The 12914-nt window shown below is 65.8% G+C and carries 15 protein-coding genes; 5 read left to right on the forward strand and 10 right to left on the reverse strand.

Annotated elements, in window-relative coordinates:
• Positions 1-66 precede the first annotated feature (66 nt).
• Together VCS63_RS16790 and VCS63_RS16795 are read right to left on the reverse strand one after the other, a co-directional pair.
• Positions 67-453 (reverse strand): RidA family protein, encoded by a 387-nt coding sequence (locus VCS63_RS16790; protein ID WP_063642418.1) that lies wholly within the window; start codon positions 451-453, stop codon positions 67-69.
• A gap of 24 nt (positions 454-477) precedes the next feature.
• Positions 478-1635, reverse strand: a complete 1158-nt coding sequence (locus VCS63_RS16795; protein ID WP_323880456.1) for a DSD1 family PLP-dependent enzyme — start codon at positions 1633-1635, stop codon at positions 478-480.
• Positions 1636-1733: 98 nt separating this feature from the next.
• Here VCS63_RS16795 and VCS63_RS16800 point away from each other — a divergent pair, with 98 nt between their 5' ends.
• Positions 1734-2639: a LysR family transcriptional regulator gene (locus VCS63_RS16800; protein WP_042794097.1), complete on the forward strand. Its 906-nt coding sequence runs from the start codon at positions 1734-1736 to the stop codon at positions 2637-2639.
• A 6-nt stretch (positions 2640-2645) separates the two neighbouring features.
• Here VCS63_RS16800 and VCS63_RS16805 read toward each other — a convergent pair whose 3' ends face one another.
• Positions 2646-3044, reverse strand: coding sequence for a RidA family protein (locus VCS63_RS16805; RefSeq protein WP_042794098.1), 399 nt, complete (start codon positions 3042-3044; stop codon positions 2646-2648).
• A gap of 74 nt (positions 3045-3118) precedes the next feature.
• A complete protein-coding gene (locus tag VCS63_RS16810) occupies positions 3119-4309 on the reverse strand; it encodes an MFS transporter (protein WP_323880458.1) in 1191 nt (396 codons plus the stop codon).
• Between the two features lie 93 nt (positions 4310-4402).
• Here VCS63_RS16810 and VCS63_RS16815 point away from each other — a divergent pair, with 93 nt between their 5' ends.
• The 3 genes from VCS63_RS16815 to VCS63_RS16825 all read left to right on the forward strand — a co-directional run bounded on the left by VCS63_RS16815 (position 4403) and on the right by VCS63_RS16825 (position 6951).
• Positions 4403-4987: a TetR/AcrR family transcriptional regulator gene (locus tag VCS63_RS16815; RefSeq protein WP_042794099.1), complete on the forward strand. Its 585-nt coding sequence runs from the start codon at positions 4403-4405 to the stop codon at positions 4985-4987.
• 118 nt (positions 4988-5105) lie between these two features.
• Entirely contained in the window at positions 5106-6548 is a 1443-nt protein-coding gene (locus VCS63_RS16820; RefSeq protein ID WP_082884727.1) for an MFS transporter, read from the forward strand.
• A 94-nt stretch (positions 6549-6642) separates the two neighbouring features.
• Positions 6643-6951: a hypothetical protein gene (locus VCS63_RS16825; RefSeq protein ID WP_063642413.1), complete on the forward strand. Its 309-nt coding sequence runs from the start codon at positions 6643-6645 to the stop codon at positions 6949-6951.
• A gap of 19 nt (positions 6952-6970) precedes the next feature.
• Here VCS63_RS16825 and VCS63_RS16830 read toward each other — a convergent pair whose 3' ends face one another.
• Positions 6971-8617, reverse strand: coding sequence for an intermembrane transport protein PqiB (locus VCS63_RS16830; protein WP_112965816.1), 1647 nt, complete (start codon positions 8615-8617; stop codon positions 6971-6973).
• A gap of 170 nt (positions 8618-8787) precedes the next feature.
• On the opposite strand from VCS63_RS16830, the gene VCS63_RS16835 reads away from it, so the two are divergent.
• Positions 8788-9273, forward strand: coding sequence for a GNAT family N-acetyltransferase (locus VCS63_RS16835; RefSeq protein WP_042794102.1), 486 nt, complete (start codon positions 8788-8790; stop codon positions 9271-9273).
• A gap of 24 nt (positions 9274-9297) precedes the next feature.
• On the opposite strand, the gene VCS63_RS16840 is transcribed toward VCS63_RS16835, so the two are convergent.
• The 5 genes from VCS63_RS16840 to aqpZ all read right to left on the reverse strand — a co-directional run bounded on the left by VCS63_RS16840 (position 9298) and on the right by aqpZ (position 12882).
• On the reverse strand, positions 9298-9606 hold the full coding sequence (locus VCS63_RS16840; protein WP_042794103.1) for a hypothetical protein: 309 nt from the start codon (positions 9604-9606) through the stop codon (positions 9298-9300).
• Positions 9607-9672: 66 nt separating this feature from the next.
• Positions 9673-10530, reverse strand: coding sequence for a 3-deoxy-8-phosphooctulonate synthase (kdsA, locus tag VCS63_RS16845; protein WP_042794104.1), 858 nt, complete (start codon positions 10528-10530; stop codon positions 9673-9675).
• Between the two features lie 92 nt (positions 10531-10622).
• The gene (locus VCS63_RS16850; RefSeq protein ID WP_063642410.1) at positions 10623-11186 is read right to left on the reverse strand and encodes a cytochrome b; all 564 of its coding nucleotides are present in this window, start codon (positions 11184-11186) and stop codon (positions 10623-10625) included.
• A 77-nt stretch (positions 11187-11263) separates the two neighbouring features.
• Complete coding sequence (locus tag VCS63_RS16855) at positions 11264-11953, reverse strand: MgtC/SapB family protein (protein ID WP_042794105.1); 690 nt, start codon at positions 11951-11953, stop codon at positions 11264-11266.
• A 215-nt stretch (positions 11954-12168) separates the two neighbouring features.
• A complete protein-coding gene (gene aqpZ / locus VCS63_RS16860; RefSeq protein WP_042794107.1) occupies positions 12169-12882 on the reverse strand; it encodes an aquaporin Z in 714 nt (237 codons plus the stop codon).
• Between the last annotated feature and the right edge of the window lie 32 nt (positions 12883-12914).

Genomic DNA, 12914 nt, shown 5'->3' on the forward strand with positions numbered 1-12914 from the left:
CATTATAGGCGTCCATGCGGACACATCCGCGCCCGGCAGCCTGCCGGACAAGCGGCGCCAGCCGCCCTAGCCGACCGCCACCACGCTGATCTCGACCAGGGCCCCATAGTGCAGTTCGCGGGTGGGCACGACAGCCCGCGCCGGCCGGTGATCGCCCAAGCATTGCTCGTAAACGCGATTGACTTCGTCCCAGAGCGCCACGTCCGGGATGTACACCGTCACACTGGCGACCGCAGCGAGAGAGGCGCCAGCCGCTTCAAGAATGGCGCTGACGCTGCGCAGCGCCTCCCGCGTCTGCGCGGCCGCGCCGCTGGCCAGCGACGGCCGCTCGCCCGGCGCCGCCGGCGGCAGGAAACCCAGCTGCCCCGAGACGAAGATAAAGCCGTTGGCGCGAACGGCCTGCGCATAATGGCCGGCGGGCGGCGTGGCCTGATGCGTATGGATGAGTTCCATGGGTGCCTCCGTGAAAAAAGGCGGCTACCAACCGCGAAACCGTTCCCACTGCGCCACGATTTCCGATGAATCCGGGCGCACGACCTGGTAGGCGTCGTGCTGGGCGCAAGTAGCGCAGGCGTGGTTGGGCACGATGCGCAGCTTCGTGCCCAAGGGCAGATCCGGCAAGACCGCCCCGCTGCCGGGTCGAACCTTGATGATGCCTTGCTCCTGGTTGGTTTCGGCAAGCAGCACGTCGGGATAGAACCTGCCGCTCGCATCGCACACCAAGCCGTACAACTGGTCCACCCGCTGCCTGGCTGTGCCCCGGTCGCGCGACATGGCCATCCAGCCGGCGTCGACCAGAATCCAGCCCTTGTCGGGCTGATGGCCGATGACGGTGGTCAGCACGGTTGCGGCGATATCGTCCACCGAGCACACGCCCAGTCCCGCCATCACCAGATCGAAGAACACGTATACGCCGGCGCGGACTTCAGTCACGCCATCGAGATTGCGGGCGAAATGCGCCGTAGGCGTGGATCCCACGCTTACGACGGGGCAAGGCATGCCCGCCTGGCGGATCGCTTCGGCGCAAACAACGGCCGCACGGCGCTCCTGTTCGGCCATGTCGGCAATCGCTTCGACGCTATCGCAGCCGTATGACTCGCCGGCGTGCGTCATGACGCCTCGCAGGCAAGCCCCCTCCTCGTGCAGGACCCGCGCAATCGCGAGCAGTTGCGCTGTGTTGCCGGGCTGCACTCCGGCGCGATGGCCGTCGCAGTCGATTTCGATCAAAGCGGGGATGGCATCCTGCGCCTCGCGCGCCCGCCGGGCGACGGCGCGCGCCGCCTCCAGGCTGTCCACCACCACGGTGAGATCCACGCCGCGCCGCCGCAACGCCAGCACACGCTCCAGCTTGGCTGGCGACACGCCCACGGCGTACAGCAGATCGGTAACACCGGCGGCCGCGAACTGCTCGGCCTCCTGCAGCGTGGACACTGCAGCGGGACCCTGCGGCGAGGACATGAGCCGGCGCGCCACGTCGATGGACTTGGGGGTCTTCAGGTGCGGGCGCAGTTGCACCCCGTGCCCGGTCATCAGCGCGTTCAGGCGCTGGATGTTGCGCATCATGCGCGTTTCATCCAGCAGCAGGCACGGTGTATCAAGGTCATCGAGGGAGGAAGGCGTGGCGCTCTGGCTCATGGCAGTCTCGGAAGATCGAATTGGAATGGCTGAAGTATGGCGCGGCGCCGGTTCCGCGTGTTTAATCTGGACTTAATCATCAATTAATCCGTGCCTGCATGATTACCACTGAAGACCTGCGATTTTTCCTGAGTCTGGCCGCCACCCGTTCGCTGGCCGAAGCCGCGCGAGCCCTGGACGTGACCCCGCCGGCCGTCACGCAACGGCTGCACACGCTTGAAAAACGCCTGGGCGTCAGGTTGGTCAACCGCTCGGGCCGCGGCACCGCCTTGACTGACGAAGGCCGGTTGCTGGCGCTGCGCGCGGAACAGATTTGCAGCGAACTGGGCGATCTGGCGGACGAATTGGCAGGCCGGCGAGGCGTGGTCGCGGGCCATTTGCGCGTGGTCGCTCCCCTGGGCTTCGGGCAACGCTACATCGCCGGGCTCGTCGCCGAATTCCGCGCGCAAAGCACGGACGTCACAGCCAGCCTGACGCTGTCCGACGGACCGCCGCGGCTCGCCTCCGACGACTGGGACGTCATGATCCATATCGGCGAACTGCGCGATTCGACGCTGGTCGCCTACCCGCTGGCGCCCAATCGCCGGATCCTGTGCGCGTCGCCCGCCTACCTGGCGCGCCACGGCGCGCCCGCCAAGCCCGAGGACCTGCGCGCACACGACTGCATTGCCCTGCGGGAAAACGATGAAGACGTGACCTTGTGGCGCTTCAAGCACGGGCGCGGCCCGGCCGTGGGGGTACGCGTCGCACCGGTGCTGTCGAGCAACGCGGGCGAGACCGCCGTGGAATGGGCCCTGGCCGGACACGGCATCATTGTGCGGTCGGAATGGGACGTAGCGGCGCATCTGCAGACGCGCGCGCTGATTCCCCTTCTGCCTGGCTGGAACCTGCCGTCGGCGGACGTGGTGGCCCTGGTCAAGTCGCGCCAGGAGCTTGCGGCGCGGACGGCGGGTTTCCTGGCTCACCTGCGCGCCGCCTTTGCCCAGGCGCCGTGGCGCGGCTAGCTGCCATCAATCAAGCATTGCCTCTGCCTCGATCTCGATCAGCCATTCCGGCAGAGACAGACCGCTGACGATGACCCACGACGAAGGCGGGGGATCCTTCTTGAAGCGGTCGCGCAACGCCTGCGCGATGACCTCCTGGTCTTCCCTTGCCGTTTCGCAGATGTAGATGCGCAACATGATCACTTGCGCCAGGGTTCCCCCGGCTGCGGCAAGCACACGCTCGACGTTATCCAGCGCAGCGATGGTCTGCTCCTGCAGCCCGGGCCCCACCGTGCGTTCATGGACATCGACGCCGACCTGGCCGGACAGCAACATGCGGCGCTGTCCCGTAACGATGACGGCCTGGCTGAAACCGTATTGAACGGTATTAGGCACGGTATCGGGATTGACGACGGTTCTGGACATGGGCTTCTCCTGGTGGCGCGCGAACGGCTGCCGAAGCTGCCATTCTATCGACCGGCCTGTATCGACCCGCCGGATCAGGCGCCGGCGCGCACCGCTACAGACGCGCGCCTGACCGGCAAGGCCGCCAGCAGCACGATAGCGCCCGCGCATACCGCGGTCCAGAATCCCGCCCCCACACCGTGATGGTCGACCACCCAGCCAGCCAGCGCGGCCCCCGCCGCCACGCCTGCGCCCAGGCCCGTTACCAACCAGGTGAGGCCCTCGGTCAGCCGATGGCCGGGTACGCTGCTCTCCACCAGCGCCATCGCGATGATCATGGTTGGCGCGAATGACAGGCCGGCCAGCAACACTCCCAGCGCCAGCGTGAGCAGGTCGTTCACCAGCAGCAGCGGAACCGTCGTAAATGCCGTCACCGCAGCCGCCACCGCCAACAGCCGGGCAAGCGGCATCTGGAATTTCAGGACGCCGAATATCAAACCCGCCACGCAGGAGCCCAGGGCGTAAGCGGATAGCACCAGGCTGGCGCCGGCGGGCACGCCTTGCTGGCGGGCGAAAGCGACGCTCAGGACGTCGATGGTACCCACGATGACGCCCATTGCGGCCATCATCGCCAGGAGCAAGCGCATCGGCGGCATGCGCAGCACCGACTCCTGGCGCCCCTCCTGCCTGAACCGCACCGCCGGCGCGGTGGCGCGCTGCAGGACGAAAGCCGTGACGCCCACGGCGAGCAGCAACGCGGCAACCAGCGGCCCGGCCTGCGGAAAGAACAGAACGCTCAGCCCGACCGCCAATGTCGGGCCGACGATAAAGCTCAGCTCATCGGCGACGGACTCCAGCGCATAGGCGGTGCGCAACTGCGGGCGGTCCCTGAAAATCTCGGTCCAGCGCGCGCGTATCATCGCGGGCATGCTGGGCAAGGCGCCCGCCAGCGCGGCAAAGAGGAACAGGGTCCAATCGGGCGAATTCCATTGCACGCAAGCCGCAAGGCCGATCAACCCCGCGATGCTGAGCCCCGCCGCGACGGGCAGCACCCGGCCCTGGCCGTGGCGGTCTACCAGACGGGAAATCCGGGGAGCCAGCAAGGCCGTGGCCAAGGCGAAAGTGGCGGCGACCGCGCCCGCCAGCGCGTAGGCGCCACGCACCTCGGACAGCATGGTAATGATGCCTATGCCGATCATGGGCAAGGGCAAGCGCGCGATGGCGCCGGCCAATACAAAACCCAGGGCGCCGGGCGCCTTGAACAACTCGCGATACGGATTCGGCACCGGACACCTTTGAAGGAAATGGACAGCGGCATCGTATTCACATACGATGCGTATGTCAATTTACATACGTGCCGTATGTTTCTGGAGAGGAGCATGACGCGTTCCCGCGCCGAGATGATAGAAGCCACCCGTGCAAAACTGCTGGCCACCGCCCGGCGAGCCTTCCGCGAGGCAGGCTATGCGGCCACGTCCATGGATGATTTCACGGCGGCTGCGGGACTTACCCGCGGCGCGCTGTATCACCATTTTGGGGACAAGAAAGGCTTGCTCGCGGCGGTGGTCGAACAGATCGACGGCGAAATGGATCAGCGCCTGGCCACCATTGCCGCGCAGGCGCCCGATGCATGGACGGCCTTGCGCGGCCGTTGCCGCGCCTACCTGGAAATGGCCGCGGAGCCTGAGATCCGGCGCATCGTGCTGCAGGACGCGCGAGCCGTGCTGGGCGCAGCAACCGACAGCTCGCAGCAGCAATGCATCGCGTCCCTGAGCGCGCTGCTGCAGACAATGATGGACCAGGGCGTCATCGAAACAGCGGCGCCACAGGCACTCGCCCGACTGATCAATGGCAGCCTGGTCGAAAGCGCCTTCTGGATCGCGCAGGAGCCGGAAAACGGTCCCCGGCTGAATCAGGCCCTGCAGGCCCTGGATCTGCTGATGCGCGGCCTGCGCCGGCCCTGAATTCCCCTGTACGGGATCCGCGCAGCCGCCCCCGCGCTGCGTTTGCGATTGTCTCGCGGCATGCGTATTATCCAACGTAAATCTTGTTTAAATAATTCTCTCGAAGACGGATGACCGCATGAGCACCGGCACCACCCATGTATCAAGCGCGTCCTGGGCAGATCTGCTGCATGGGACTAATGCCTTGCGCTCCATCGCGCTGGCAGGCGGGGTGGCCTTGCACGCCATCAACGTCTACATCGTCACGACCATCCTGCCCAGCGTCATCAAGGACATCGGCGGGCTGGAGTACTACGCCTGGAACACCACGCTGTTCGTCGTGACCTCAATTGTCGGATCGGCGCTGTCCGCGAGGCTTATCGAAACACTGGGCCCCCGCGCGGCCTACCTGCTTGCCGTGGCGGTGTTCACCGTCGGATCCGTGGTGTGCGCGCTGGCGCCAAGTATGCCGGTGCTGCTGGCCGGACGCAGTATCCAGGGCCTGGGCGGCGGCATCCTGTTTGCGCTCAGCTATGCGTTGATCCGCCTGGTGTTCGCCGCGCCGCTCTGGTCGCGCGCCATGGCCCTGGTGTCGGGCATGTGGGGCGTCGCCACGCTGTGCGGCCCGGCCATCGGCGGCGTCTTCGCCCAGACCGGGCACTGGCGGCTGGCATTCTGGGCCCTGCTGCCGGTTGCCGCCGGCCTGGCCGCGATCGTCGCGCTCAAGGTCGGGGGCAAGGATACAGTTCCCCCTTCCCGGCCAAGTCCGCTGCCCCTGACCACCTTGTGCCTGTTGGTAGCCAGCGTGCTGGCAATCACACTGGCCAGCCTGTCAAAGGACTTGCGCTGGAATCTGGCGGGCATCGCCGCGGGGCTGGCGATTGCCGCGCTGATCGCCGCGGTGGACAAGCGCGCCGTAAAACGGTTGCTGCCCACCGGCGCCTACTCCATCGCCACGCCGCTGGGCTCGCTGTACGCCGTCATGTGCCTGGTGGTGGCTGCCATCACCACCGAGATCTTCGTGCCCTACTTCCTGCAAGTGATCCATGGAATGACACCCCTGGCCGCCGGTTACATGACCGCAGCCATGGCAGCGGGCTGGACCTTGGCCGCCATGCCGAGCGCCACGCGCAGCGGCCCGGCGGCCAACCTCCTGGTGCGCCTGAGCCCGGTGGTGATCCTGGCCGCGCTGGCTGGACTTGCCTATATGACGCCGCGCCCCGCGCAATTGCAGTCGTACGCGGGCTTGGCCGTCTACGTGCTCGCGCTGGCCGGCGTGGGGTTCGGCATCGGCCTGAGTTGGCCGCACCTGCTGACGCGCATTTTCACGGCAGCGCCCGCCGGCGAAGAAACCCTGACCTCTTCATCCATCACCACGGTGCAGCTTTACGCGACGGCATTGACGGCGGCGCTTGCCGGCGTCATCACCAACAGCGCGGGCCTGGCGGACCCAGGCGGCGTGGCCGGCGCGCAGCATGCGGCGCACTGGCTGTTTGCAGCGTTCGCGCTGGCGCCGGCCGCGGCCCTGCTGCTGCTGGGCCGGATCACTCGCGAGCGCGGGCCGGACACCGCCCGGAAATAGCAATCGACCAAAGGCCTCGATTTCCGCCAAAGGCGGTATAGAACGCCCGAGCGGCTTTTGCTACGCTGGACTCCATCTGCAAGGGGTCCTCGCCATGATCAACAGAATCCGCGTGCTGACCATCCAGCCTTCGTCGCTGTCGGCGCGTTTTGCGTTCCTGGGTATCGCCCTGCGTTGGACGCTGGGCGCAACGCCCCGCCCATCGCGACTCGTGATCGGGCCGCATGATCTCGAACCGGTGGGCTCCGAGGCGGCCTTCTGGCAGTTCGCCTTGCGCCATGCCTGCACCGGCCGATCCTTCCTGGTGACGCGCGGCGACCGTTGGGACCTGGCGGCCTCCGTGGACGGCGACGAAGTCCGCGCTTTCGGCCGCAAGTTTGCCTTGCGGCAATGCCTGTTCTGATCCAGCCCGCGCGCCGGCGCTATCGCGCCGGCTGGCGTTGGTACTGCGCATCCGGCGCGCGGCCACGCAACAGCGATTCCGGATGCGCTTGCAGATAGTCCGCCAATTCACGCAAGGACCGGGCGGTTCGCGACAGTTCCTGCAGGACCGCGTTGGCATTGACCGGCAGGCCGGCGTCAGGACTCAACACGCCTCCAACCGCAGCCAGTGATTTGCTGGCTTGGCGCAGCATGGCTTGCGCTTCGGGAGCCAAGCGGGTATCCAGGCGCTTCATCAGGCTGGACGTGGCCCGCAGCAGCTGGCTCAGATCCGCGCCCAGCCCCTCGAACGGCACCCGGTCCAGCTTGGTCAGGATGCTGTTGACCTGTTGCTGCAACTGATCCAGGTTATTTGGGACGGTGGGAATAAAGGGGTCTTCTTCCATCTTGAACGATACCGGCTTGGCATCCGGAAACACTGCCAGGGCCACGTACAACTGGCCGGTCAACAGGTTGCCAATGCGCAACTGCGCTCGCAGGCCCTGTTGGATCAACGCGGCCAGCAGCTTGCCATTGGGATGCTCCAGCGAAGAGCCGGAGTACTCCTGGATTTCCTCGACCGTCTGGGCGCCCAGGCGTTCGGGATAGACCGTGGCTCCGACCAGCGCATAGAACTGCTTGATCGCCGGATCGAACTCCAGGCGGATGGAATCCACCTGGCCGATGGCCGCTCCATAGGCATCGATAGGAGCGCCGACCACGAGCCCTCGGACCGACTGGTCGAACCGCATGCGGATATGCAGCGGCGCGCCGTCGGGCTGCGCGCGGGCCGCGCTTTCGGATGAAAAAATGGTGAACTCGGCGTCCGGCTTGGCCGCCACGTGCGCATGCTGCTCTATGGTGTCGAACGCAACGCCGCCCACGATGACCGACAGCAAGGACTGCGATCGCACCTGCAAGCCGCGCGCATCGACGCTGAAATCCACGCCGCTGGCGTTCCAGAAGCGCGTGGCGCTATTGACGTAGTCGTCATTAGGCGCGTCGATGAACACCTGCACGTCGACGCCGTCGCCGCTGCGGTCCAGTTGGTAGGCCACCACTTGCCCCACCTGAATGCGCCGGAAATACACGGGGGAACCGATGTCCAGCGACCCCAGGTCGCGAGCCTTGAGCGTGAACCGCTTGCCAGCGCGGTCCTGAGCCACTTCAGGCGGCGTCTCCAGGCCGACGAAGCTGGACTTGGAGGCCCGGGTCTCTCCTTCCTTGCGGAACCCGTCCGACGGGTCGACTCCAATATAGGCGCCGGAAAACAGAGTGCTCAGGCCGGACACGCCGCTTAGGGTCAAGCGCGGGCGAACGACCCAGAATACCGTCCCTTCCTGGAGCAGGCTGGCGGCATCCTTATTGATTCGCACGGTTGCGATGATGCCCGAGCGGTTTTCATTCAAGGCCACGCGTTCGACCACGCCGACATTGACTTCCTTATAGCGGACCTGAGTCTTGCCGGCTTCCAGCCCTTCGGCGGTCTGAAAGCTGATGGTTGCGACAGGCCCGGCTTCCATCCAGACGCGGACCACCAGCACCAGCCCCCCCAAGGCTGCGATGATGGGTACCAGCCAAATCCAAGACAGGCGCCGCCTTTTGCGGTTGGCGGCGGGCGTGCCGGCAGCGGTGCCAGGCTCAGGCATGGGAGATGTCCCCTGTTGTACGCGTCGGACTCGAGGGCAGAACGCTTTCAAGAATCGCCCCCGGGCGCTCGGCGCGCAAGTAAGGGTATTCCCGGAATTGGCGCAGCCGCCCAAATGCGCGTTGCCGGATTCACGGGTAGGATAAGGCCCCCCTAAAGCAGGAAGCACCCGTGACTATCGAAATTCGTCCGGCCGTCCCCTCGGATGCGGCCCAGATCCATGCATTCATCACCGAGCTGGCCGTCTATGAGCGCGCCGCCCATGAAGTGATCGCCAGCGCCGAGGACGTCGAGCGCACCTTGTTCGCCAAGGACTCCCCGGCCAAGGCCCTGATGTGCCTGCTGGACGGCAAGGCCATCGGCTATGCCGTTTATTTCTATAGCTACTCGACTTGGCTGGGCAAGAACGGGATTTATCTGGAAGACCTGTACATCACGCCGGAGCAGCGTGGAATCGGCGCGGGCCGCGACCTGCTGCGTCGCCTGGCGCAAGAGGCGGTGGCCAATGGTTGCGGCCGGCTGGAATGGAGCGTGCTGGACTGGAACACTCCCGCCATTGATTTCTACAAATCCATTGGCGCCCTGCCGCAGGACGAATGGGTGCGCTACCGGATGGCCGGCGACGCCTTGGTCAATTTCGCCGAGGGCCGGCGCTAGGCGCCATCCGCTGATCTGCCCGGATCAGAATTCCGGCAGGTCGAAAAGCGTGTAGAGGGTCGAACTGGGAACCGGCGCGGACGCGAGATGTTCGCGTCCGTCGTCATCCACCAATACGCGCACCGGCCGCGACGCCACGCTCATGCCGTCCTGACTGATGGCGGTTTCGACGTCTGCTCCGTCCTTGATGGCCTCGATGACCTCTGATGCCGCCGCGGTCACGGGTTCGGTGACCCAGCCCGGAACGCCGCGTTCGGCCTGGCCCCAGCGCACATAGGCCACATGCCCGCTGACGGGCTCTTTGCGAACGGCGACGATCACATACAAAGACATCCAGGCCTCCCCAATGTTTGGCCTGGATCGTATAACAACTTTGCGCAGCCGTTATTACCGCCGGCGTCAGGGTTCGATGTCGATAGGGGCAAAGGACTTCACCAGGTCGTCCAGCATTTTCAGCTGGGTCAGGAAGGGCTCCAGCTTGTCCAGCGGCAAGGCGCTGGGACCGTCGCACTTCGCGTTCTTGGGATCGGGGTGGGCTTCCAGGAACAGGCCGGCCAACCCCACAGCCATGCCTGCGCGCGCCAGCTCGGCCACCTGCTCGCGGCGGCCGCCCGACGCGGCATCCAGCGCCGAGCGCTGCTGCAGCGCATGCGTGACGTCGAATATCAGCGGCCGATTGCCGGACACTTTCTTCATCACGCCAAACCCTAGCATGTCTACAACCAGATTGTCATAGCCAAAGCTGGTGCCGCGGTCGCACAGGATCAGCTTGTCATTGCCGGCCTCGGTGAATTTCTCGACGATGTTCAGCATCTGGGTCGGGCTGAGAAACTGCGGCTTCTTGATATTGATGACGCGCTGGGTCTTGGCCAGCGCCACCACCAGGTCCGTCTGCCGGGCAAGAAAGGCCGGGAGCTGCAGGATGTCGACGACCTCGGCCACCGGCGCGGCCTGCCACGGTTCATGCACGTCGGTGATGACGGGCACGCCGAACTCCTTCTTGACCGCTTCGAAGATCTTCATGCCCTCTTCCAGCCCCGGACCCCGATAGGAATGGATGGACGAACGGTTGGCCTTGTCGAAAGAGGCCTTGAATACGTACGGGATGCCCAGCTTGCTGGTGACACGCTGGTATTCCTCGCAGGCGCGCAACGCCAGGTCTTTGGACTCCAGCACATTGATGCCGCCAAACAGCACGAAGGGGCGATCGTTCGCGCAGGTGATCGAGGAGGAAATAAGCACTTCAGGGGCGGTCATGATGGGTACATCCTGTGGAAGTAAGGCGGTGATAGTGCGTAATGTACAACCTGCCCGGCCCGGCTTTCACCTCCCCGCTCGCTGCGTGCTCCTCAACGGCTGGAGAGCATGCGGCGCAGCACGCCGTCGCGCAGGAAGTAATGGTGAACGAGTGCGGCCAGCGCATGCAGCAGCGCCAGGACGATGATGCACCACGCCACGGTGTTGTGCAGCCCGCCGATAAAGCGGCGCTGCTCGTGGTCGATGGCAATCAGCGTGGGCACGTCGAACAGGCCGAAGAACGCGAACGGCTCGCCCTGCGCCCAGCGAAACAGGAAGCCCAGTACGATCTGGACCGCCATCAACAGGTACAGCAATCCATGTACGCCCGTACTAGCCGCGCGCAGCCAGCCCGTCGCAGCCGCAGGCAGGCGCCGCCCCGCGCCCAGCCGCCAAATGACTCGCAGCACGAAAACCGCGGCGAACAACAGGCCAAAGGAAATGTGCAAATGCTGTAGCAGCCGCCGAGTGGGCGTGCCGCGCGGCAGAAATCCCCAGATTTCGGCCAGCGCAAACAGGCCCACCACCAGCACCGCCGTCAGCCAATGAAATGCGATGGTGGCCCGGTCATAGTGCGCGAGGCCGGAGGGCGCGGCGGAAGGAATCGGTGTCGTCACGGCATACGCTCGTCATCTGAAAGCAGGTGTGCAAGCGTATTGACATCGGACTTACGGCGTCCTGATTCGGACGGACATCAGGCATTGCCCGTGTCCGAGGTCCATCGGGCTGAATACGTCTGCGGCAGCAGACTGAGGCTGCCCACTAACTGTTCCACCCGCTCGTCCTCCTGGCGCATGGAATAGACCACCGCAGTCACCTCGGAGCGGCCGCCGTCGCGCTGCTGGCTTTCCACGCCGCGCAGCCGCAAGCTGTGCTTGCCCAGGGCGTTGAGCAGCTCTGCCCGCACCAGGGCCTCGTCCGTGGAAGCGCAGGTCAGGGCGATGTTGTAGTAGCGCTCTTCGGTTTCCGCTTCAGGCACGTAACGGTCCACCAGCCTGGCGCCGCGCCGCAACAGCACGTTGGTCACCAGGATCAGCCCCGTCACCGCGCTGGCTTCGGCCAGGAAACCGTAGCCGGCGAGCACACCCACGGCGCCGGTCGCCCAGATGGTGGCGGCGGCGCTCAGCCCGCGTATGGTCAGGCCGTCCCGCATGATCAGTCCCGCGCCGAGGAAGCCGATGCCCGTCACGACCTGGCTGCCCAGGCGCATGTCGTTGCTGGCGTCCAGCAGCGCCGGCAAAGCGGTATACGCGGCCGCGCCCAGCGAGACCAGCGCATGCGTGACCACGCCGGCGTAGTTCTGCCGCCATTGACGCTCGACGCCGACGGCGGCGCCCAGCAGCATGGCCTGTACAAGGTTGATGGCAATCGAGAATTCGCTCATGGGACGGATCGGGCTTTTTATTTTTCTGAGCCCGGCCCGGCGATACGCCGGGAACAGGGACGGGGAACTCGGTCCCATTATCGCCCGGGCGCGAGCACGGGTGCGTCAAGGCGAGGCGCGCTCGCGCGGGCGCGCTATGCGGCCAGGCGCCGCCGCAAAACGATCGGGCCGTGCCGGGGATGCGATCCCCGGCACGGCCCGATGACACGCTGGACTCAGGCGCGTTCCAGCGCCGGATCGCTGACCAGCCGGTAGGCAATGGCGCCGACAATCGCGCCCACAATGGGCGCAACCCAGAACAGCCACAGTTGCTCCAGGGCCCAACCGCCCACGAACAGCGCGGGGCCGGTGGAGCGGGCAGGATTGACCGAGGTGTTGGTGACCGGGATGCTGATCAGGTGGATGAGCGTCAACGCCAGCCCGATCGGGATCCCCGCGAAACCGGCGGGCGCGCGCTTGCTGGTGGCGCCCAGGATCACGAAGATGAAGCCGGCGGTCAGCACGACTTCCGTCACGAGGGCCGACACCATCGAGTACTTGCCGGGCGAATAGGCGCCGTAGCCATTGGCGGCAAAGTGGCTGCCCTTGAGATCGAAGCCCAGTTTGCCGCTCGCGATGCAGGCCAGCACCGCCGCCGCCACGATGGCGCCCAGGACCTGGGCGATGACGTAGGGGAGGATTTCCTTTGCGGGAAACCGGCCGCCCGCCACCAGACCGACCGTGACCGCGGGATTGAAGTGACCACCCGAAATATGGCCCACGGCGAATGCCATCGTCAGCACGGTCAGGCCGAAGGCCAGGGCCACGCCCGCGAATCCGATGCCCAGCTCGGGAAAACCGGCGGCCAGCACCGCCGCGCCGCAGCCCCCCAATACCAGCCAGAACGTGCCAAAGAATTCCGCGCCGCAACGCTTAGCAAGCGAATACATTTCGACTCCCCGAAAAACGAAAATGCCACGGT

Source organism: Achromobacter sp. D10, from assembly GCF_035282245.1.
Classification (GTDB): domain Bacteria; phylum Pseudomonadota; class Gammaproteobacteria; order Burkholderiales; family Burkholderiaceae_B; genus Achromobacter; species Achromobacter insolitus.

What these genes read in the sequence shown, in the direction of transcription:
- VCS63_RS16790 (WP_063642418.1), bottom strand. Translation starts at nt 453, where the DNA reads ATGGAACTCATCCATACGCATCAGGCCACGCCGCCCGCCGGCCATTAT.
- VCS63_RS16795 (WP_323880456.1), bottom strand. Translation starts at nt 1,635, where the DNA reads ATGAGCCAGAGCGCCACGCCTTCCTCCCTCGATGACCTTGATACACCG.
- VCS63_RS16800 (WP_042794097.1), top strand. Translation starts at nt 1,734, where the DNA reads ATGATTACCACTGAAGACCTGCGATTTTTCCTGAGTCTGGCCGCCACC.
- VCS63_RS16805 (WP_042794098.1), bottom strand. Translation starts at nt 3,044, where the DNA reads ATGTCCAGAACCGTCGTCAATCCCGATACCGTGCCTAATACCGTTCAA.
- VCS63_RS16815 (WP_042794099.1), top strand. Translation starts at nt 4,403, where the DNA reads ATGACGCGTTCCCGCGCCGAGATGATAGAAGCCACCCGTGCAAAACTG.
- VCS63_RS16820 (WP_082884727.1), top strand. Translation starts at nt 5,106, where the DNA reads ATGAGCACCGGCACCACCCATGTATCAAGCGCGTCCTGGGCAGATCTG.
- VCS63_RS16825 (WP_063642413.1), top strand. Translation starts at nt 6,643, where the DNA reads ATGATCAACAGAATCCGCGTGCTGACCATCCAGCCTTCGTCGCTGTCG.
- VCS63_RS16830 (WP_112965816.1), bottom strand. Translation starts at nt 8,617, where the DNA reads ATGCCTGAGCCTGGCACCGCTGCCGGCACGCCCGCCGCCAACCGCAAA.
- VCS63_RS16840 (WP_042794103.1), bottom strand. Translation starts at nt 9,606, where the DNA reads ATGTCTTTGTATGTGATCGTCGCCGTTCGCAAAGAGCCCGTCAGCGGG.
- kdsA (WP_042794104.1), bottom strand. Translation starts at nt 10,530, where the DNA reads ATGACCGCCCCTGAAGTGCTTATTTCCTCCTCGATCACCTGCGCGAAC.
- VCS63_RS16855 (WP_042794105.1), bottom strand. Translation starts at nt 11,953, where the DNA reads ATGAGCGAATTCTCGATTGCCATCAACCTTGTACAGGCCATGCTGCTG.
- aqpZ (WP_042794107.1), bottom strand. Translation starts at nt 12,882, where the DNA reads ATGTATTCGCTTGCTAAGCGTTGCGGCGCGGAATTCTTTGGCACGTTC.